Below are 19,750 nucleotides of genomic sequence, written 5' to 3'. Positions count from 1 at the left end.
CAAAGTTCAGAAATATTCCAACTTGAACCGCACTGCGGCACGGTGCGCGCCGGCCACTATGGGCAATCCGTTGCCAACAAAATGAAGCGTGAAGTGAAGCGTCATGTCGCCTTCCGACAAGGGATGCGGCGTCATCGGCTGACCGGGAATACTCAATTGGCCAACGGAATCCTCGATATTGAGGGCAACACCTTGTGAGCCACCAAACACCGCAAAAGAGCGACCACCTCTGTCGGTGGGGCCATCGAATGTCACCCGCAGGTGCTGCCAGTCGGGCAGCGTTACTCCAGGGCGCAACGGGTCGGTGCGACTCAATGTGCAATTGACCAGGCGCAACTGGAAGGATTGGTCCCCTCCCCTGGCGCGTCGCAAAAACCGGCCAATGGGCTCGGGGTCCACATCGATGGTTTGATCGACACTGACCAACTCCAGCCCACAGGCCGAGTCAACGACCTCTCCTCCCAGCGTGACGAGCCCATTACCTTGCGCAGGCACCTGGGCAACCACCCAAGGGCTGATGAACATCGTCAATGAAGAGGAAATAGCGAGACTTATGAATGTTTTCACCTATGCCTCCACCAGCCTCCCCCGCCACCCTGGGTGGCGGGGGAAAAAGCTTACTGATAAGCCAAGGTGAAATTGGTCACCGCGCTGAAATCGCCCGGCACGATGTCGCCCGTAGCAGCGCCTTGCACATAGGCACCGAACTCCAGTGTGTTATCACCGGTGGCAATAACCTGCGGTGTGGTAGCCACACCCAACTGAACGGGTTGGCTGCCATGGGTCATCATGATGCCCACATTGCCCGCGCTACCGACGGTACCCAGCGCACCCGGCACAACGCTGGATGGCGCCCCCGTGAAAGTCGTGGTCACGGTGTTATCGGTGAGGCCGGCCAGATCGCAGCCTTCGAGCTCAATCAGCAAGCGCCGAGGCTCGGACTTCCCTCCCGCCTGCAACTGATGCTTGGCAATCGCGCCGAGGGGAATGGTTTGATCGACGGAGTCAGGCTTGATGGAGCAGGCCCCGGAATGGACCGAGCCCACAAACGTGACCGTTCCATCCGCCGCCTGAGCGACAGACATCGACCCTACCAACAACCCGATAGATAACAGCGCAGTGTTCATTTTAGCGTTCATGTATAGAGGCTCACATAGTAATAAACGTCATTAAGTCATTCCGCCGCTTTAGCACGCAGAACATCCCACTTTTTTTCCAATTACTTGCATTGCAACTCAGCTCATTTGAAGCCCGGCAATTATCCAGCGCAGATTTTAGAAGTTAAGTCGGCAGATTCATTTAATTACGTAGCCCTGCAACACCAAGACACATAGGAAAATTATGGCAATTTGCCAAAACTTTAAATGTATCTGTAAGAATTGGATTACATGGATTCTAACGAGAAGGTTTTATGGGTAAATATAACTGTAGGAACAGGATTACATCACCTGAAAAACCAGGGCATTTATGTGAAAAGATTAACTAATGAGTTGAAGAGTTCGAGAGGAAGCGCGCTACCGTTCGACAAGACGGTGCATGCCCAATAGCGCTAAGGAAAGGAGTGAATCAGGGGCGGGGCTTGATGAGCTTATCCAGCCCCACCGCAGCCAGTGCAACCAGCACAAACCCGGCCAGAATGCCCCCGGCATTCACAAACACCTGTGGATAACCGAGGGTGCCGACATCGATGAACGGGTATTGATACTGCCCGAGCAAATCCCCGCGCAGCAGCACATAAGCGAAGTAGATCAGCGGATAAATTACCCACGCACCAATGTGCTTGAGGCGCAGGCTGCCCTTGGGTACACACCGGCACCAGTAGATGACAAACAACACCGGCATCACGTCGTGCAGCAATTCGTCGGCGATAAATTGAAAGCCTTCGGGCTGCCACAAGTGCCGCAGCAACAGGCTGTAGGCCAGGCTCACCACCACGATGCTCACGGCAATGCCACTGCTGACACTGGGCGCGAGAAAAAACCGCCTGGCGGCAGAGTCCCGACGGATCAGTGCGTAACTGAGCACCACCGCTGCCAGGGTATTGGTCAGCACCGTGAAGAAACTGAAGAAGTTGATCAGCCCGCCCAGCAGGCTGGCGCCGGCTTCCCAGCGCGAATAGAAAATCAGGTATTGCTGAATCGCCAACCCCACCCAACCGGCCAGCGCCGCTGCCGCCACATACCGCTTCATGGGATCAATCCAGCGGGCGTTTGGTGCGCATCAGCTTGACGTACAAACCTTCGACCTTCTCCCGCGCCCAAGGCGTCTTGCGCAGGAAGGTCAGGCTGGACTTGATACTCGGGTCACTCTTGAAGCAGCGCACATCAATGCGTTCGGCAAGGCCTTCCCATTCGTAATGTTCCACCAGGGTGGTGAGGACGTGTTGCAGGGTCACGCCGTGGAGGGGGTCGTTGCTTGTCGCGGTCATGCCGGGCCTATGAAAAAGTACTCACGAAGGTGCACACCTTATCACTCCACCCTTACAGGTAAAAAAGTTCCCGCTTTCGGCGAAAGACAGATGTTAGGTTGTAACCACCCGTCTCAACCCTTTTCACCGTCCGCCCCACCGTCTAAAAAAAACCTGACGTTCCCCCTCCCCCCCTATTTGGCAGCGACGATCTGTCACTGTTACCAAATCGGAAATGATGCATCTTGCGATTCGTGCTTTCTCTTGGTGCGCCAGCGCTTTATCCTTGTCGGCAATAACCTGAAACGTTTCACTCCCCCGGTCGACCCCATTTTGCTGATTATTCCTACCCGTCAAGACAGCGCTGTCTTACACCGATCTGCGCCTGGGAATAAATCGCCCGCCTGTGGATAACGCTGATATCCCCAGAAAAACGCAATTAACGCTGAACCAAGCCCGTGCCGAATCGTCATCTACAGTGAAGAAACACGGGGATACATAATTCCAACGTAACGGAGAAACACAACTATGAGCACTGACGGTGCTTCAAGTCCAAGCCGCCTGCTGCCCAGGCTGCTAGGCGTCTTGCTGCTGATCATGGGGCTGGCCCTGCTGGCCGGTGGTATCAAGCTGAGCCTGCTCGGCGGGTCGCTGTATTACCTGCTGGCCGGTATCGGCATCACCCTGACCGGCCTGTTGCTGCTGGCCACCCGCCGCGCCGCGCTGGGCCTGTACGCGCTGGTGCTGTTCGCCAGCACCGTGTGGGCCCTGTGGGAAGTCGGCCTGGATTGGTGGCAGTTGGTGCCGCGCCTGGCGCTGCTGTTCGCCCTCGGCATCGTCATGCTGCTCCCGTGGTTTCGCCGTCCGTTGCTGCGTGGCCAACCTGCCCCGCTGGGCACTGGAGCGCTGAGCGTGGCCGTGGTGCTGGCCGGTGCTACCGCCCTTGCCAGCCAATTCACCAACCCCGGTGAAATGGTCAAGACCGGCCAACTGGACCGCGACGCGGTACCGGGCATGGCCAGCGCCGCACCGTCCCAGGCGGATGGCGATTGGAATTCCTATGGCCGCTCGGCCTACGGTGATCGCTACTCGCCATTGGCGCAGATCACCCCGGAAAACGCGCACAAGCTGGTACCGGCGTGGACCTATCGCACCGGCGACATCCCAGGCCCGAACGATCCGGGTGAAACCACCGCAGAAAACACCCCGCTGAAAGTCAACGGCATGCTCTACGTGTGCACGCCGCACAGCCAGGTGATCGCGCTGGACCCGGACACCGGCAAGGAAATCTGGCGCTTCGATCCGAAGATCAGCAGCCAGGGCGCCGAGAACTTCAAGGGTTGGGCGCACATGACCTGCCGTGGCGTGTCGTATCACGATGACGCCGCCTACGCTTCCGAGCAGAGCCCGACCGGCAGCGCCAGCCCGGCTGCCGCGCCGAATGCCTGCCCGAAACGCATCTTCGTACCGACCGCAGACACCCGCCTGATCGCCCTGAACGCTGACACCGGCAAGATGTGCGAAGACTTCGGTGACAAAGGCCAGGTCGACCTGCGTGCCAATATCGGCAGCTTCGCTCCCGGCGGTTACTACTCCACTTCGCCACCGGCCGTGACCAAGAACCTGGTGGTGATCGGCGGCCACGTGACCGACAACGTCTCCACCGACGAGCCCAGCGGCGTGATCCGCGCGTTCGACGTACACACCGGCAAGCTGGTGTGGAACTGGGACAGCGGCAACCCGGACGACACCACCCCGTTGGCCGAGGGCAAGACCTACACCCGCAACTCGCCGAACATGTGGTCCATGTTCGCCGTGGATGAAAAACTCGGCATGCTCTACCTGCCGATGGGCAACCAGATGCCTGACCAATACGGCGGCGACCGTACCGACGATTCCGAGAAGTACGCAGCGGGCCTCACCGCTTTGGACATCGACAGCGGCCACGTGAAGTGGACCTTCCAGTTCACTCACCATGACCTGTGGGACATGGACGTTGGCGGCCAGCCGTCGCTGATCGACATCAAGACCGAAGCCGGCGTGAAGCAGGCGGTGATGGCGTCGACCAAGCAAGGCAGCATCTACGTACTGGACCGCGCCACCGGCCAGCCGGTCGTGCCGATCCACGAAGTGGCCGTGCCGCAAGGTGCAGTCGCGGGTGACCGTACTTCCCCGACCCAACCGAAGTCCGAACTGAACTTCATGCCACCGCCGCTCAAAGAGCGTGACATGTGGGGCGTGACGCCGTTCGACCAGATGCTGTGCCGTATCGATTTCAAATCCATGCGCTACGACGGTGCTTTCACCCCGCCTTCGCTGCAAGGTTCGATCGTTTACCCAGGTAACTTCGGCGTGTTCGACTGGGGTGGCATTTCCGTCGACCCGGTACGTCAGATCGCCTTCGTGAACCCGAGCTACATGGCGTTCAAATCCAAGCTGATCCCGGCGGCCGATATCGCCAAGCAAGGCCCACGCGTCAGCGAAACCGAAGGCGTGCAGCCGAACAAAGGCGCGCCGTACGGCGTGATCCTCGAAGCCCTGCTGTCGCCCCTGGGCCTGCCGTGCCAGGCACCGGCATGGGGTTACGTGGCCGCGGTCGACCTGACCACCCACCAGACCATCTGGATGCACAAGAACGGCACCGTGCGTGACAGCTCGCCGGTCCCGGTTCCCCTGACCATGGGCGTACCGAGCCTGGGCGGCACCTTCACCACCGCCGGTGGCGTGTCGTTCCTCAGCGGTACCCTCGACCAGTACCTGCGTGCCTACGACGTGAAAAACGGCAAGCAACTGTGGGAAGGCCGCCTGCCAGCCGGCGCGCAAACCACACCGATGACCTACACCGGCAAGGACGGCAAGCAGTACGTGCTGGTCGTGGCGGGTGGTCATGGTTCCCTGGGGACCAAACAGGGTGACTACGTGATGGCGTTTAAACTGCCGGATTAAGCGTTATCGGCGGCAAAACAAAGGCGGCTACCCTCACAGGTAGCCGCCTTTTTCATAAGCAATGAAGATCAAAATCCGGGAGGGGCGATGGACGGCACCCGTCGTTAGAGCGGTGTCCGTTCACGCCGCATCCACATCTCGAACGCCATGGCATTGAGCGGCCGGCTGATCAGGTAGCCCTGGGCAGTGTCGCAGTTCCAAAGCTTGAGCAGCTTGAGGCTGGGCTCGAATTCCACGCCTTCGGCCACCACCTTGAGCCCCAGGTTGTGGCTCATTTCGATGGTCGAACGCACGATCACGCCATCACCGCTGGTGCTGTCGAGGTTGCGCACGAAGGATTGGTCGATCTTCAACTCCTGCACCGGCAGGCGCTGCAGTTGCGCCAGCGACGAATAGCCGGTACCGAAGTCATCCACCGACAGGCTGATGCCACAATCGCGCAGTTGCTCCAGCACGCTCAAGGCTTGTTGCGGGTTGTGCATGATCGCGCTTTCGGTGATCTCGAAAATCAGCTGCTTGGCCGCCACGCCGTACTGCTTCAGCAGGGTGGTGACACGGATCGCCAGGTCGTCATCGACCAGGTCATCCACCGAGATATTCACCGACAACTGAATGTGCATGCCGCGCTGCGACCACTCACCGATCTGGCGGATGGCTTCTTCGATCACCCACTGGGTCAGCCCGCCCATGCTGCCGGTGCGCTCGGCCAGGGGGATGAATTCGGCGGGCGACACCAGCCCCAGGGTGGGATGCTGCCAGCGCAGCAAGGCTTCGGCCTGGCACACGTCGCCGTGCTTGAGGTCGAGCTTGGGCTGGTAGCACAGGTACAACTCGCCTTCGACGACGGCCCGGCGCAGGTCGCGGATCAGGGTGATCTGGCGCTGGTGGGCGAGGTCGCGGTCCTGCTGGTAGATCTGCAGATAGCCCGGCAGCGTCGCCGCATCATGGCGGGCGATGGCGGCGCGACTGATCAACTCTTCCACCTGCTGGCCATCGGCGGGATAGGCGGCGATACCGATGCTGACTTCGTGGCGCACTTCGTCATTGCCGATACGCTGGGGTTCGGTGAGCAGTGCGTAGAGGCGGTCGGCGCGGGCCACGGCGCGGTCGATCTCGGTGTTTTCCAGCAACAGCAAAAACTCGCTGCCGGTGATGCGTGCCGCCGTGTCGCTGGCCAGCAGGCTCATGGACAGGCAGCGGCTGGCTTCGCGCAGCATTTCATCCACACCCTCGGGACCGAAGCCCTCGTTGATCACCCGGTAGTTCTCGATCCCCAGGTACAGCAACACCACCGGCCGCCGCGCACTGATCGCACTGCCCAGGCGCTCCATGGCCAGGGCACGGTTGGGCAGGCCGGTGAGGGAGTCATGCAAAGCGTTATGGGCCAGTTGCCGTTCGCGCACGGCGATGCCGCTTTGCATGGCATTGAAGGCACGGGCCAGCAAACCGAATTCATCGTGGCTGCGTACCCGCACCGGCGTGCGGTAATCACCGGCCCCGATGCGCCCGGCCGCCTCCACGAGTGCGTTGAGCGGGCGCGAGACCCGCCGCGCCAGGAACAGCGCGCCGGCCAACGATACCAGCAGCACCGCCAGGGCAATCCCGAGAAACTGCCGGTCCAGCGGCGCAAAGGATTCCAGTGCATGGTCCAGCGGGCTCTGAAGCAATACACGCACTTCATCACCCTCGCCAGTGTTGGCCAACGCCAGCACTCGGCTGAGCACGCGCTGACCGTGAAACACATGGATCTGCGCCTCAGGGTTGAGCGGTGCGCCGTGCAGCAGGCTGAGGGCAGTGGCCTGGTACGCGTCGGGCTGGGTGCTGAACAGCGGGCCGGGCGTGCCGTCCTGCACACTGAGGAACGACACTTCCAGGTTGCTCATGGAGCGCAGTTCATAGGCGAACAGTTGGTCCATGGCAAAGCCCATCACGATGCGCGCGATGGGCAACGGGTCGCGCACCTCATCCTGCACCAGCAGGTAAGGCCGCCCGTCCAGGGCCACGATCAACATTTGCAGGCCATTGCGCCGCGCATGACGCAAGGCGACGTCATAGGGGAACCGCTGGCCGCGGGTGAGGATGGGGAGCGTGCTGACCATGACCTTGCCGTCCAGGCCCAGCACAAACACTTCACTGGAACGGATGCCGGTGCCGTGGCGACGCAGTGCCGCTAGGATCGGCGCGGGCTTGCCCCCGGCCACGGCCTGCTTGAACGGGCCATCGCCGGCGAGCCAGTCGAGCCCGTATTGCAGGCGCCGCCCGCGCAGGTCCAGCAGACGCTCGAATACCTGGGTTCCGGTTTTCAGTTGGACTTGTGCCTGGTTTTCCACGGCACGGCGGGTGGCGCTCTTGACGGCGAAATAGGTCGCGGCGACCACCACCAGCAGCAACAGCGCCAACACCCCGGCGATGCGGGTTTGAAAGGTATGGCGCCATGTCATGGCAGTGCCCTCCGGCAGCGTTCGCCTCTCTCTGCCGCCGCGTCCCTTAGTCATGTGCATTCCCTACGCCCAGACCCGCCGTCAAAAAAACATCCATTTAGACTGGAAATTTTGTCTTAGCAGATTAGCTGGGACAGAGCGGAAGCGCACCGAATAAAAACGGGGTTTTCGCCGTCACTTTATTGGCGACAACCCCTTGGCCATACCCGCTTATTCAGCCGCGGGCGCGCATAAAGTCCCCCCAACGCCGCACCAGATAGTTGTGCTCATCCATAACCGAATTCCACACCGCGATATGCCCCATGCGCTGCTCATAGGAGCCGCCATCGCGCACCTCGCCGATATCGATCAACGGCAACCCATCGCTGCCGGGCAACTCCTCCCGCGCAGGCTTGCCGGCGTACCAGTAATCCCACTCGGCACTGCTGAGGTGATCGCGGCTGCGCGCCGGATTGCCGATGTAGTAACCCTGGCGCGCCATCACCGCACCCGGCCAGCCCGACAACCACCAATTGAGGTACGCATACGCCGCATCCAGCACCGGGCCCTGGGCATGGCGCGACAATGACAAGCCGCCGAACCAGGCGCGATAGCCTTCGCGGGGGACTGCCAGGCGGTATTTCACCCCGGCGCGGTGCAGGCGCATCAGGGTCGGCGACCACAAGCTCTGAATATCGATGCTCGGGCTGAGCATCAGTTGCGCCGCCTCTTCATCGTCGGACCAGAACGCAGCGAAATGCCCTTCCTTCTGCTTGCGCACCAGAATATCGGCGAGCACGTCGATCTCTTCGATGCTCATATTGCCGATGTCGTTGAAGCGCGCCAGCCCCGCGCCCTGCACGGCCAGCGCAGCATCCAGGGCGCCGATGGCGGCATCGCTCTGCAACGCCGTGCGGGCGCGCCACGCCGGGTCCAGCAGCCAGCCCCAGCTTTCGTTACCGTGGCAAAACCCCTCGGGCAGGCGCTCGGGGCGGTAGGCGAAGCTGTCGGCATTGTGGGTCAGGGGCAGCATGCTGATGCGTTCGGTGACGGTGCTGCCAAGGCCGCCGTCGTGCTGAACGAATAGGCGCTCGCTGGGCACGCTGCCGCTGCCGAGGCGGTCGCTGGGCGACAGCCGACCGCGCTTGGGCAGGTCGTTGATCTCGTGCCACAGCGCGATGCGCCGCGTGTCGATGGGCTGGATCGCCCGGGCCGGCCACACGAAGTCGACGTTGTGAAACCATTGGTCGTACAGGTCATAACTGTCGGGCTGCATCACCGCGATGCGCTGGGCCTGTTCGACGTCGTGCACCTGGTACACCAGGCGAATCCCCAGTTCCTGTTCGGCGCGCACGCGCAGGCATTCGAGCAAGGTGACCGAGGTGCCGAGCACCCGTAAGGTGATCATCCGGCGAACCGCCGTGAGAACACTTCAAAGGAACGCTGCAGCAGCGCAGGATCGAGGCCACGCAGGATAAACACCAGGCGCGATTGCCGGTCGGTGCCTGGCCACGCAGGCAGATGGACCGGAGCATGCAGGCAATGCTGCACGCCATGAATGACGATGGGGGCGTTACTGGCGTTCACGTTGAGCAGTCCTTTGACGCGAAGGATTCGTTCGCCATGGCATCTTAACAGCATCGACAACCACACCCCGAAGCCGACCCAGTCCAGCGGCTGGTCGAAGGTCATACTGCACACTTGGGCCGCGCCGTGGCTGGCGTTGGTGGTCTGATGCAATTGCCAGCGGCTGACTTCCATGGCGGGTTCGGCACTGCGCAGGCCTTCACCGAGCAACAGTTGGTCGCCGCTGTGGATGGCGTGGGTATCGAGGATCGGCGTACCGGCGTTGAGCGCCTGCAGGTGCGCACGCAGCGGTTCGCAGTCATCCACAAGATCAGTCTTGCTCAGCAGCAAACGATCTGCCGCCGCGACCTGGGCCAGCCATTCCGGGTGCAGGCGTTCTTGCAGCGCGGCGTGGCTGGCGTCGACCAGCGTCACCACCAGGCCGATATGAAAACGCCCGCGCAGTTGCACGTCGTTGTTCAAGGTGGCGAGGATCGGGGCCGGGTCGGCCAGGCCGGTGGTCTCGAGGATCACCCGTTTGAACGCAGGAATTTCGCCACGCTCGCGGCGTTGCAACAGACCGAGCAACGCGTCCTTGAGCTCGCCACGGATGGAGCAGCAGATGCAGCCGCTGGGCAACAGCACGGTATTAGGCGCGACTTCTTCCACCAGCAGATGATCGATGCCGATGTCGCCGAATTCGTTGATCAGCAGTGCCGTGTCACCCAGGCTTTCGCCTTGCAGCAGGCGCTGGAGCAAGGTGGTTTTGCCGCTGCCGAGGAAGCCGGTGATCACATTTAGAGCAATGCTCATATTTACCTCCGCTCCTACAATGGGGTGTTTTCCAGGTGGTCAAGTAGACGCGGGTCAAGGGGATCCAGCGGCCGGCCGAGCATGGCTTCAGCTGCCTGCCAGAGTTGATCCAGCCCGCTTGCCAGTGCCTGTTTGCCGGTGGCGCCCAACAGCAGATAGGAGGCGCCCTGGAAGTCTTCGACCTTGAGTCGGAACACCGCCAGCACCTGGTTGATCGCGGCGATACGGCGCAGGCGTTCGCGGCGCCTGGGCAGTTCATCGCCCAGGGGGTCGCTCCAGTGCAGGTCTTCGCCGAGCAATCCGCAGAGTCCGCACATGGCTACACCTCACTCATGGCATGACATCGCCGGAGTTCGGGCCCAGGGTCTGGCCGACGAACAGGTTGCCACCGGGTTCACTGGCCAGCAGCACAGCGGTGGGCGCCACTTCGTCCGCCAGGCCGAAGCGCCCCAAGGGCAGTTCGGCGGCCTTGGCGCGTTTCCAGTCGGCGCTGATGCCGCCCACTAACGGCGTCTCGATCGGGCCGGGGGCGATGGCGTTGACCAGCACGTTGTCCTTGGCCACTTCCAACGCCAGGGATTTGGTAAAGCCGATCACCCCGGCCTTGGCGGCCGCGTAGTGGGTCAGTTCGGCGCCGCCCTTGATGCCCAGTTGCGACGCCACGTTGATGATCCGTCCCCAACGCTGCGCGAGCATATGCGGCAAGGCGCGCTGGCTGGCGACGAACACGCTGGTGAGGTCGACGCGCAGCATGTCGTTCCACATCTCGATGGACAGGTCGACGCAACGCGCCTGGGTAAGCATCCCGGCATTGTTGACCAGGATATCGATGCCGCCGAAGTGTTCGACGCAACGGTCGACACTGGCCTGGGCACCTTCGACCGTGCCGACATCGGCCACGCACTCGACCACTTCGGCACCGAGGTTGCGGCAGGTGATTGCGGTTTCGGCGAGGCTGGCGGCGTTGCGGTCGGCCAATAGCAGACGCGCGCCTTCAACGGCGTAGGCGCGGGCGATGGCGGCACCGATGCCGCTGCCGGCACCGGTGATCACGGCCCGGCGGTTGGTCAGTTGGTTCATGCAAAAACTCCTGAAAAATTCCACTTCCAATGTGGGAGGGGGCTTGCCCCCGATGGCAGTGGGTCAGTCACAGATGGGCTAACTGAACCACCGCCATCGGGGGCAAGCCCCCTCCCACATTTGGATCAAGTACATCAGTCAGTCAGGCCAGCGCACGGTCAGGCCGCCGTCGATGACGATGCTCTGCCCGGTCAAATAACTCGACGCCTCACTGGTCAAGAACTGCACCAGCGACGCCACTTCATCCGCGCGCCCTACCCGCCCCAGCGGAATCGCCCGCGCGGCCTTGGCCAGGCCTTCCGGGCCGAGGGAGTTCTTCGCATCCAGCGATTGCGGTGTCTCGATCAACCCCGGGATCACCGCATTGCAGCGAATGCCCAGGGGCGCCAACTCCACTGCCAGCGAGCGGCACAACCCCGGCACTCCAGCCTTGGCTGCGGCGTAGTGGCTGTGGTCCTGCCAGCCATACACGCCGCCGGCAATCGAAGAGATCGCCACCAGCGCGCCGCCTTCGTTCATATGCCGCGTCGCCGCGCGGAAGGTGCGCATCACCCCCGTGAGGTCGACATTGAGCATCTCGTTCCATAACTCATCGGTCATTTCCAGCAGCGGCGCACGGCGCAGCAAACCGGCGTTGGCCACCGCGTAATCCAGCCGGCCGAAATGCTGTACCGCCTGTTCGGCGAGGGCGTCCACCGAGGCGGTATCGCCCACGTCCAGCGGTAACATCAGGCACTCGCCCCCCGCCTCTTCCACCTGGGACACGGTGGTGCTCGGGTCGTGGGGATCGGCCGGGTAATACCCGCCCACCACCGCCACGCCGCTGCGTGCATAGGCCACGGCGAGGGCTTGGCCAATGCCACTGGCGGCACCGGTAATCAGCGCAACTTTACGGCTCATCACATTCTCCTTACTGAACGGTTTCCGGACGCACATGGCGGGCGGCAAACATCAGGGCGCCGGACAAGAAGCACGGCAGCGCGCCGAACCACAGCGCGGCGGTCTGCCAGTCACTGCCGGCGGACAACACCTGGGTCGCACCAAAACCTGCGACCACGGCACCAATCGGGCCCATGGCATGGATGATCGCGCCACCGGTGGCGCGGATGCTGGTGGGGAAACTTTCACTGATAAAGAACAGCGCCGCCGAGTACGGCCCGATCAGGAAGAACAGGCCCAGGCTGTACAGCCCGACCACCATCGGCATATTGCTCGGACCAAACAGCATGCCGGCAAACGCCAGGCCGCCGAGCATCCAACCCAAGCCGATGACGTTACGACGGCCGATCTTGTCGCCCATCCAGCCGTGGCTGAGGTAGCCGCAGTAACCCACCAGGTTCGACAGCACGAGGATGATCAGCGAGTTCTCGAACGAGATGTGGTGCACGCTGACGATCACCGAGGTGCCGAGCACGCTGAACACCTGGATCGCTGCCCAGTTGAGCAGCAGCGCAGCGCCGATCACCAGCGTGGCGCGACGGGCCGGGCCACGGAAGGCCGCCTTGAGACCGGCCTTGCTGTGTTCGTCGTAGTCCACGCCGTAGGTCACGGCAACGTTTTGCGCTTCGGTTACCGCACCGCTTTTACGCAGTTGGCTGATGCGCTGGTGGATCTGGAACTGCGGGCTCTCCTTGAGCTTGCGCGCCATGATCGCGATCACCACCGCGGGGATCGCGGCGAAGATGAAGCAACCCTGCCAGCCGATGATCGGCAGCAACAGCGCGGTCAAACCGGCGGCGATCAACGCACCGACCGGCCAGCCGCCCTGCACCAGGCTGTAGATGAAGCCGCGACGCTTGGTCAGTCGCGGGTCTTCTGACGCACCATACAACTCGGTCAGATAGGTGGCGTTGACGGTTTCTTCGGCATACCCCAGGCCGCCCAGCGAACGGATCAGAATCAGCGGCGACTTGCCCCACGCCCCGCCAATGGCGGTCAGTGCCGAGCACAGTGCGGAACCGGCCACGGTGAAAATAATCCCTTTGCGCCGCCCCAGCTTGTCGACGATCGGCCCGATGGCCAAGGCGACGACGGCGGTACCCACCGCCACCCAGGTCGCGATTTCAGCTTGCTCCACTTCACCCCAGCCAAAGTGCCGGCCGATCTCCGGCAGCAAGGTGCCGAACAGGATGAAGTCATACACCGCAAACACCCAGGCGAAAAACGCGATCCAGGTGGCGAAGCGTACTTCCTGGGACGTCAGTTGCCGGGGTTTCCAGCCAGTCAGGTCAAGCTTGTTGTAGATGGACATAATCGCGCCTCGGGAGGTGGGGGCTGCTTGGGTTGGGATCAGGTACGCGGTTGGCGGCGGATAAAGTCGTCGGCGATTTCGTCGAAGGTGACGAAACGCACGCCGGCATGGCTCTGGATGTGTTCGATCAAGCGCTCGAGCATCAGCAGCACTTGCGGGCGGCCGGACACGTCGGGGTGGATGGTCATGGTGAACACCGCGTGTTCGTGCTCGCGGTAGACCCAGTCGAACTGGTCGCGCCACATTTCTTCGAGGTGACGCGGGTTGACGAAGCCGTGGCTGTTGGGGGCTTTCTTGATGAACATCATCGGCGGCAGGTCGTCGAGGTACCAGTTGGCCGGGATCTCCACCAGGTCGGTTTCTTCACCGCGCACCAGGGGTTTCATCCAGGTGTCGGGGTGCTGGCTGTAGTCGATCTTGGTCCAGCTGTCGCCCTTGCGCACGTAGTAGGGGTGGAAGTCGTTGTGCATCAGGCTGTGGTCGTACTTGATGCCTTTCTTCAGCAGCAGCTCGTTGGTGACCTTGCTGAATTCCCACCACGGCGCGACGTAGCCGGTGGGACGCTTGCCGGTGACTTGGGTGATCAGTTCGATGGACTTGTCGAGGACGATTTCTTCCTGCTCGGCGGTCATCGCAATCGGGTTTTCGTGGCTGTAGCCATGCACGCCGATTTCGTGACCGGCGTCGGCCACGGCCTTCATCTGCTCGGGGAAGGTTTCCATCGAGTGGCCGGGGATAAACCAGGTGGTGCGCAGGCCGTAGCGCTCGAACAGTTTGAGCAGGCGCGGCGCACCGATTTCACCGGCGAACAGGCCACGGGAGATGTCGTCGGGCGAGTCTTCGCCGCCATAGGAACCGAGCCAGCCGGCGACGGCGTCGACGTCGACGCCAAATGCACAGAGGATGTCTTTAGCCATGGTGTGTCTCCTTAAATGTTGAGTACGGATTCGACGGATAAGGCCGCGCGCAACAGCCGCGCGTCTTCTCCGGTCGGGGCGCTGAGCAGCAGCCCGGTGGGCAGGCCCTGGGCATCGCGGCCACTGGGTAAGCTGACGCCTGGCATGTCGAGAAAGCTGCCGGGCATGGTCAGGCGCAGGGTGGCGAGGTTGGTTTTGACGAACAGTTCGTCGTCGGCTTCAAGCGGTGCCAACGCCGGGGCGACATGGGCGACGGTGGGGGTGATCAGGATCGCGCCGTCAAGCGCGTCGAGCAGTTGCTGTTGCAGGCGGCGGCGCGCGTCGGTCAGGTGGATCAGTTGGCTGGCCGGCAATCCGCGCGCGGCTTCAAGGCGGCGGCGCACGCGGGGGTCGAGGTGCTCGGCATCAGCACTGTCGAGCAGGGCCTGGTGCAGGGCGAAGGCTTCGAACGCGCCGAGCCAGCCGTGGTGCTTGATCAGGTCCAGGGTGGCCTGGAACGGGGTGCTTTCACGCTCTTCAATCAGCGCGCCTTCCGCCTTCAGTCGCTCAACGGCGCGTAGCAGGTTGTTGCGCACGGCAGGCTCCACGTCGGCCAGCACGCCTTGCTCCAACACAAAACGCTGCCCTTTCAGGCTGCGGGCACTGTGGCGCTGGCTGCGGCCGTGGAGCAGGTCGTCGATGACCAGGGCATCGCGCACGCTGCGCGTCAACGGACCGAGGCTGTCGAGGGAGTGGGCCAAGGGAAACACACCGTCGCGGCTGTAGCGTCGGCTGCTGCTGCGGTACCCCACCAGTCCGTTGAGCGCCGCCGGAATGCGGATGGAACCGGCAGTGTCGGTGCCCATGGCGATCGGCACGATATCGGCCGCGACCGCCACCGCCGACCCGGACGACGAGCCCCCGGGAATGCGCGCCTGGTCCGTGCCATGGGGATTGTGCGGCGTGCCGAAATGCGGGTTCAGGCCCAAACCGGAATAGGCCAGTTCGCTGAGGTTGGTCTTGCCGACGCTGACCATCCCGGCACGGCACAACAGGCCCACGCTGGGGGCGTCGAGCAACGCGGCGGGCGCAGTACGGCGGTAGGCGGCGCCGGCGGTGGTGATGCTGCCGGCTACGTCGAACAGGTCTTTCCAGGCCAGGGGTACACCGTCGAACACGCTCAAGGGCTGGCCGGCACGCCAACGGGCGGCGGACGCTTCAGCTTCACGGCGGGCGCGCTCGGCGGTCAGGGAAATAAATACGCTGGTCGAGCGGCTCGCTTGATCGAGTGCCTGCTCAAGGACTTGCACCGGGTCGCTGCGACCGCTGGCGAAATCCTCGGCCAGTGAAGTGGCGTCTGACATCAGGGAAACCTCATAAAACGTACATATTCATAAAATGTACATTTTACAAAGGCAGCTTTCGTGCCAGTCTCTGCGTAGCGCTCTTGGCGCGATTACGCATTCTTACCCAGAGCTACGGGATAGATGGTGTTGATCGATGGAAAAAAAACTTGCGCCACGCTTGCGAAGCGCCTCTGATGAAATAATGTACCTTTTATTAATAAGTACATTTTGGTGCAGAAAAGTAACATTCCTACATTCAAGGCCCCAAAAAAGTGCCACCGACGTGGCGCAGAGTGACAGGCGCAACTTATGAGAGAATCCCCGGCCACCGTCCTACATGCCTTTGAGAAATCGATGAAAGCAGTGTCCGCCTCGGCCTCCCGTTACGCGATGATTCACCAGGTGTTGCGCGACGCGATCGTCAACGGCACCGCCCGCCATGGCCTGGTATTGCTGGAAGCGCCCCTGGCCGAACTGTTCGGCACCAGCCGCGTGCCGGTGCGCAAGGCGCTGGACCTGCTGCACGCTGAAGGCTTGATCTGCCGTTTCAACGGCCGGGGTTACCTGATCAATCCCGAAGGCCTGGCCATGGAACCGCTGCGCCTGCCCCTGAGCCATGCGCACCTGGGCCTCAACGGCGAAGCCGAACTGGTGGACACCCGGCCGTTGGGCGAGCGCATCGTCGAGGAAATCGGCGCGGCGCTGTCCACCTGCATCGCGTTTGGCCATTACCGCCTGGATGAACAGGCCGCCGCCGACCACTATGGCGTCAGCCGCGCGGTGGTGCGTGAAGCGCTGATGCGCCTGCGCGACCGCGGCCTGGTGGAAAAAGAGCCCTATTCCCAATGGCTGGCGGGGCCACTGACCGCGCGGGAGGTCACCGAGGATTACGAACTGCGCGCCTGCCTGGAACCCGAAGCCCTGCGCCAGAGTGCCCCGAACCTCGACCGCGACATGCTTGAAGCCATGCTGCAGCGCGTGCTGGATGCCCAGGACAGTCCCCAGTGCAGCCTGGAAGCCATCGAGCAAATCGAAGAGGACCTGCACCAGCGCTGCCTGGCCGGCCTGCAAAACCGCAAGATTGCCGCGCTGATTCGCCAGGGCCAGAGCCCGATGATCATCAGCCGGATTTTTTACCGATTGCTGGGGATCGGTGCTGATCCGGCGATGCTCGCCGAACATCGCTTGATTCTGGAGTTGTTGCTGCATGGTGCATTCGATGCGGCCGCGTTGAACCTGCGCGAGCATTTACAGCGGGCGCGGCAGCGGATGTTGCAGCGCCTGAAAGTGCTGTCGGTGCTGCCAGAACAGCCACTCCCCGCCTACCTCCACAAAATCAGCTGACCCACATTGACCAAGTCGCCGCAGTAATTTCATGCAATATGTTGCTATCTCACCCCCACCATTGAAACCACTGCTACCCCGCCCCATCTAACCTGCATACTTCCTTATGCAGGTGCCCCATGAGCGACCAGCAAGAATTCCCTGATTACGACCTCAACGATTACGCCGACCCCGAAAACGCTGAAACCCCTTCGTCCAATACCGGCCTGGCCCTGCCTGGGCAAAACCTGCCGGACAAGGTCTACATCATCCCGATCCACAATCGGCCGTTCTTCCCGGCGCAAGTGCTGCCGGTGATCGTCAACGAAGAGCCGTGGGCCGAGACCCTGGAGCTGGTGAGCAAATCCGACCACCACTCCCTCGCCCTGTTCTTCATGGACACGCCACCGGAAGACCCACGCCATTTCGACACCTCCGCCCTGCCGCTGTACGGCACCCTGGTGAAGGTGCACCACGCCAGCCGCGAAAACGGCAAGCTGCAATTCGTCGCCCAGGGCCTGACCCGCGTGCGGATCAAAACCTGGCTCAAGCACCACCGCCCACCGTATCTGGTGGAAGTCGAATACCCGCACCAGCCAAGCGATCCGACCGACGAGGTCAAGGCCTACGGCATGGCGCTGATCAATGCGATCAAGGAACTGCTGCCGCTCAACCCGCTGTACAGCGAAGAGCTGAAGAACTACCTCAACCGCTTCAGCCCCAACGACCCGTCGCCCCTCACCGACTTCGCCGCCGCCCTCACGTCGGCCACCGGTAATGAGCTGCAGGAAGTGCTGGACTGCGTGCCAATGCTCAAACGCATGGAAAAAGTCCTGCCGATGCTGCGCAAGGAGGTCGAAGTCGCGCGCCTGCAAAAAGAACTCTCCGCCGAGGTGAACCGCAAGATCGGCGAGCACCAGCGCGAGTTCTTCCTCAAGGAACAGCTCAAGGTCATCCAGCAGGAACTGGGCCTGACCAAGGACGACCGCAGCGCCGACGTCGAACAGTTCGAGCAACGCCTGGAGGGCAAGGTGCTGCCGGCCCAGGCGAAAAAACGTATCGATGAAGAACTGAACAAACTGTCGATCCTCGAAACCGGCTCGCCGGAATACGCGGTGACGCGCAATTATCTGGACTGGGCCACCTCGGTGCCATGGGGCGTGTATGGCGAGGACAAACTCGACCTCAAACACGCGCGCAAGGTGTTGGACAAGCACCATGCCGGCCTGGATGACATCAAGAGCCGCATTCTCGAATTCCTTGCGGTGGGCGCCTATAAAGGCGAAGTCGCCGGCTCCATCGTGCTGCTGGTGGGTCCGCCGGGCGTGGGCAAGACCAGCGTGGGCAAATCCATCGCCGAGTCCCTCGGGCGGCCGTTCTATCGCTTCAGCGTCGGCGGCATGCGCGACGAGGCCGAGATCAAGGGCCATCGCCGCACCTACATCGGCGCCATGCCGGGCAAGCTGGTGCAGGCGCTCAAGGACGTGGAGGTGATGAACCCGGTGATCATGCTCGACGAGATCGACAAAATGGGCCAGAGCTACCAGGGCGACCCGGCCTCGGCGCTGCTCGAAACCCTCGACCCGGAGCAGAACGTCGAATTCCTCGACCACTACCTGGACCTGCGCCTGGACCTGTCCAAGGTGCTGTTCGTGTGCACCGCCAACACCCTGGACTCGATCCCCGGCCCGCTGCTGGACCGTATGGAAGTGATTCGCCTGTCGGGCTATATCACCGAAGAAAAAGTCGCCATCGCCAAACGCCACCTGTGGCCAAAACAGCTGGAAAAAGCCGGCGTTTCGAAAAACAGCCTGAGCATCAGCGACGGCGCCCTGCGTGCACTGATCGACGGGTACGCCCGCGAGGCCGGGGTGCGCCAGCTGGAGAAACAGCTGGGCAAACTGGTGCGCAAGGCGGTGGTCAAGCTGCTGGATGCGCCGAACTCGGTGATCAAGATCGGCAACAAGGACCTGGAAAGCTCCCTCGGCATGCCGGTGTTCCGCAACGAGCAGGTGTTGTCGGGTACCGGTGTGATCACCGGCCTGGCCTGGACCAGCATGGGTGGCGCTACGTTGCCGATCGAGGCGACGCGCATCCACACCCTCAATCGCGGCTTCAAGCTGACCGGGCAGTTGGGTGAGGTGATGAAAGAGTCCGCCGAAATCGCCTACAGCTATATCAGCTCCAACCTGAAGTCGTTTGGCGGCGATCCGAAGTTCTTCGACGAAGCCTTCGTGCACTTGCACGTACCGGAAGGCGCCACGCCGAAGGACGGCCCGAGCGCCGGGGTGACCATGGCCAGCGCGCTGCTGTCCCTGGCCCGCAATCAAGCGCCGAAAAAAGGCGTGGCCATGACCGGCGAACTGACGTTGACCGGGCATGTGCTGCCAATTGGCGGGGTGCGTGAAAAGGTGATTGCGGCGCGGCGCCAGAAGATTCACGAGTTGATCTTGCCGGAGCCCAATCGCGGCAGTTTTGAAGAGTTGCCGGAGTACCTGAAGGAAGGCATGACCGTGCACTTTGCCAAGCGCTTTGCGGATGTGGCGAAGGTGTTGTTCTGATAGAGCGCTAGCGCCTGAACTGGCCTCATCGGGGGCAAGCCCCCTCCCACACTTGAATGTGTTCACACATCAACATGTGGGAGGGGGCTTGCCCCCGATGGCGTGAGTGGCCGCAACCTGTATCCTGCTTGTAACACCCTG

16 protein-coding genes are annotated in these 19,750 nt (G+C 62.2%); 3 read left to right on the top strand and 13 right to left on the bottom strand.

The annotated features are described in order from the left end of the window. Window positions 1-6: 6 nt before the first annotated feature. The 4 genes from ACHPFG_RS06370 to ACHPFG_RS06355 form a co-directional block, all read right to left on the bottom strand. On the bottom strand, window positions 7-567 hold the full coding sequence (locus ACHPFG_RS06370) for a fimbrial protein (protein WP_131697426.1): 561 nt from the start codon (window positions 565-567) through the stop codon (window positions 7-9). 50 nt (window positions 568-617) lie between these two features. Beyond that, window positions 618-1,127: a fimbrial protein gene (locus ACHPFG_RS06365; protein ID WP_431701862.1), complete on the bottom strand. Its 510-nt coding sequence runs from the start codon at window positions 1,125-1,127 to the stop codon at window positions 618-620. A 439-nt stretch (window positions 1,128-1,566) separates the two neighbouring features. After that, the gene (locus tag ACHPFG_RS06360; protein WP_431701861.1) at window positions 1,567-2,190 is read right to left on the bottom strand and encodes a Pr6Pr family membrane protein; all 624 of its coding nucleotides are present in this window, start codon (window positions 2,188-2,190) and stop codon (window positions 1,567-1,569) included. Window positions 2,191-2,194: 4 nt separating this feature from the next. After that, complete coding sequence (locus ACHPFG_RS06355; RefSeq protein WP_016977534.1) at window positions 2,195-2,428, bottom strand: VF530 family DNA-binding protein; 234 nt, start codon at window positions 2,426-2,428, stop codon at window positions 2,195-2,197. Between the two features lie 507 nt (window positions 2,429-2,935). On the opposite strand from ACHPFG_RS06355, the gene ACHPFG_RS06350 reads away from it, so the two are divergent. Next, on the top strand, window positions 2,936-5,353 hold the full coding sequence (locus tag ACHPFG_RS06350) for a glucose/quinate/shikimate family membrane-bound PQQ-dependent dehydrogenase (protein WP_145335192.1): 2,418 nt from the start codon (window positions 2,936-2,938) through the stop codon (window positions 5,351-5,353). Window positions 5,354-5,457: 104 nt separating this feature from the next. Here ACHPFG_RS06350 and ACHPFG_RS06345 read toward each other — a convergent pair whose 3' ends face one another. The 9 genes from ACHPFG_RS06345 to ACHPFG_RS06305 form a co-directional block, all read right to left on the bottom strand. Further along, window positions 5,458-7,794, bottom strand: coding sequence for a putative bifunctional diguanylate cyclase/phosphodiesterase (locus ACHPFG_RS06345; protein ID WP_431701860.1), 2,337 nt, complete (start codon window positions 7,792-7,794; stop codon window positions 5,458-5,460). Between the two features lie 214 nt (window positions 7,795-8,008). Continuing rightward, window positions 8,009-9,181, bottom strand: coding sequence for an ABC transporter substrate-binding protein (locus tag ACHPFG_RS06340; RefSeq protein WP_131697431.1), 1,173 nt, complete (start codon window positions 9,179-9,181; stop codon window positions 8,009-8,011). Then, window positions 9,178-10,152, bottom strand: a complete 975-nt coding sequence (locus tag ACHPFG_RS06335) for a CobW family GTP-binding protein (RefSeq protein ID WP_431701859.1) — start codon at window positions 10,150-10,152, stop codon at window positions 9,178-9,180. The genes ACHPFG_RS06340 and ACHPFG_RS06335 overlap by 4 nt, the downstream gene beginning before the upstream one ends. A gap of 14 nt (window positions 10,153-10,166) precedes the next feature. After that, window positions 10,167-10,469, bottom strand: a complete 303-nt coding sequence (locus tag ACHPFG_RS06330) for a hypothetical protein (protein ID WP_065926584.1) — start codon at window positions 10,467-10,469, stop codon at window positions 10,167-10,169. A gap of 13 nt (window positions 10,470-10,482) precedes the next feature. Beyond that, entirely contained in the window at window positions 10,483-11,232 is a 750-nt protein-coding gene (locus ACHPFG_RS06325; RefSeq protein ID WP_431701858.1) for an SDR family NAD(P)-dependent oxidoreductase, read from the bottom strand. A gap of 138 nt (window positions 11,233-11,370) precedes the next feature. Continuing rightward, entirely contained in the window at window positions 11,371-12,132 is a 762-nt protein-coding gene (locus ACHPFG_RS06320; RefSeq protein WP_131697434.1) for an SDR family oxidoreductase, read from the bottom strand. Between the two features lie 10 nt (window positions 12,133-12,142). After that, the gene (locus ACHPFG_RS06315; protein WP_065948897.1) at window positions 12,143-13,483 is read right to left on the bottom strand and encodes an MFS transporter; all 1,341 of its coding nucleotides are present in this window, start codon (window positions 13,481-13,483) and stop codon (window positions 12,143-12,145) included. Window positions 13,484-13,521: 38 nt separating this feature from the next. Next, on the bottom strand, window positions 13,522-14,400 hold the full coding sequence (locus tag ACHPFG_RS06310; protein WP_003234086.1) for a polysaccharide deacetylase family protein: 879 nt from the start codon (window positions 14,398-14,400) through the stop codon (window positions 13,522-13,524). 11 nt (window positions 14,401-14,411) lie between these two features. Further along, entirely contained in the window at window positions 14,412-15,743 is a 1,332-nt protein-coding gene (locus tag ACHPFG_RS06305) for an amidase (protein ID WP_431701857.1), read from the bottom strand. 336 nt (window positions 15,744-16,079) lie between these two features. Between ACHPFG_RS06305 and ACHPFG_RS06300 the strand changes: the two genes are divergently transcribed. Further along, window positions 16,080-17,069: a GntR family transcriptional regulator gene (locus tag ACHPFG_RS06300; protein ID WP_027604651.1), complete on the top strand. Its 990-nt coding sequence runs from the start codon at window positions 16,080-16,082 to the stop codon at window positions 17,067-17,069. 119 nt (window positions 17,070-17,188) lie between these two features. Continuing rightward, entirely contained in the window at window positions 17,189-19,609 is a 2,421-nt protein-coding gene (gene lon / locus ACHPFG_RS06295) for an endopeptidase La (protein WP_131697436.1), read from the top strand. The last annotated feature ends 141 nt before the right edge of the window (window positions 19,610-19,750 follow it).

Source organism: Pseudomonas sp. BR20, from assembly GCF_050780135.1.
Classification (GTDB): Bacteria; Pseudomonadota; Gammaproteobacteria; order Pseudomonadales; family Pseudomonadaceae; genus Aquipseudomonas.
Note: the sequence above shows the minus strand (reverse complement) of the source record. Positions and strands in the feature narration are given on the sequence as shown.

Excerpts from the sequence above, each read along its gene's own strand:
- ACHPFG_RS06345 (WP_431701860.1), bottom strand. The coding sequence starts at position 7,794 with ATGACATGGCGCCATACCTTTCAAACCCGCATCGCCGGGGTGTTGGCG.
- ACHPFG_RS06365 (WP_431701862.1), bottom strand. The coding sequence starts at position 1,127 with ATGAACACTGCGCTGTTATCTATCGGGTTGTTGGTAGGGTCGATGTCT.
- ACHPFG_RS06330 (WP_065926584.1), bottom strand. The coding sequence starts at position 10,469 with ATGTGCGGACTCTGCGGATTGCTCGGCGAAGACCTGCACTGGAGCGAC.
- ACHPFG_RS06305 (WP_431701857.1), bottom strand. The coding sequence starts at position 15,743 with ATGTCAGACGCCACTTCACTGGCCGAGGATTTCGCCAGCGGTCGCAGC.
- ACHPFG_RS06350 (WP_145335192.1), top strand. The coding sequence starts at position 2,936 with ATGAGCACTGACGGTGCTTCAAGTCCAAGCCGCCTGCTGCCCAGGCTG.
- ACHPFG_RS06315 (WP_065948897.1), bottom strand. The coding sequence starts at position 13,483 with ATGTCCATCTACAACAAGCTTGACCTGACTGGCTGGAAACCCCGGCAA.
- ACHPFG_RS06360 (WP_431701861.1), bottom strand. The coding sequence starts at position 2,190 with ATGAAGCGGTATGTGGCGGCAGCGGCGCTGGCCGGTTGGGTGGGGTTG.
- ACHPFG_RS06340 (WP_131697431.1), bottom strand. The coding sequence starts at position 9,181 with ATGATCACCTTACGGGTGCTCGGCACCTCGGTCACCTTGCTCGAATGC.
- lon (WP_131697436.1), top strand. The coding sequence starts at position 17,189 with ATGAGCGACCAGCAAGAATTCCCTGATTACGACCTCAACGATTACGCC.
- ACHPFG_RS06300 (WP_027604651.1), top strand. The coding sequence starts at position 16,080 with ATGAAAGCAGTGTCCGCCTCGGCCTCCCGTTACGCGATGATTCACCAG.
- ACHPFG_RS06335 (WP_431701859.1), bottom strand. The coding sequence starts at position 10,152 with ATGAGCATTGCTCTAAATGTGATCACCGGCTTCCTCGGCAGCGGCAAA.
- ACHPFG_RS06320 (WP_131697434.1), bottom strand. The coding sequence starts at position 12,132 with ATGAGCCGTAAAGTTGCGCTGATTACCGGTGCCGCCAGTGGCATTGGC.
- ACHPFG_RS06355 (WP_016977534.1), bottom strand. The coding sequence starts at position 2,428 with ATGACCGCGACAAGCAACGACCCCCTCCACGGCGTGACCCTGCAACAC.
- ACHPFG_RS06310 (WP_003234086.1), bottom strand. The coding sequence starts at position 14,400 with ATGGCTAAAGACATCCTCTGTGCATTTGGCGTCGACGTCGACGCCGTC.
- ACHPFG_RS06325 (WP_431701858.1), bottom strand. The coding sequence starts at position 11,232 with ATGAACCAACTGACCAACCGCCGGGCCGTGATCACCGGTGCCGGCAGC.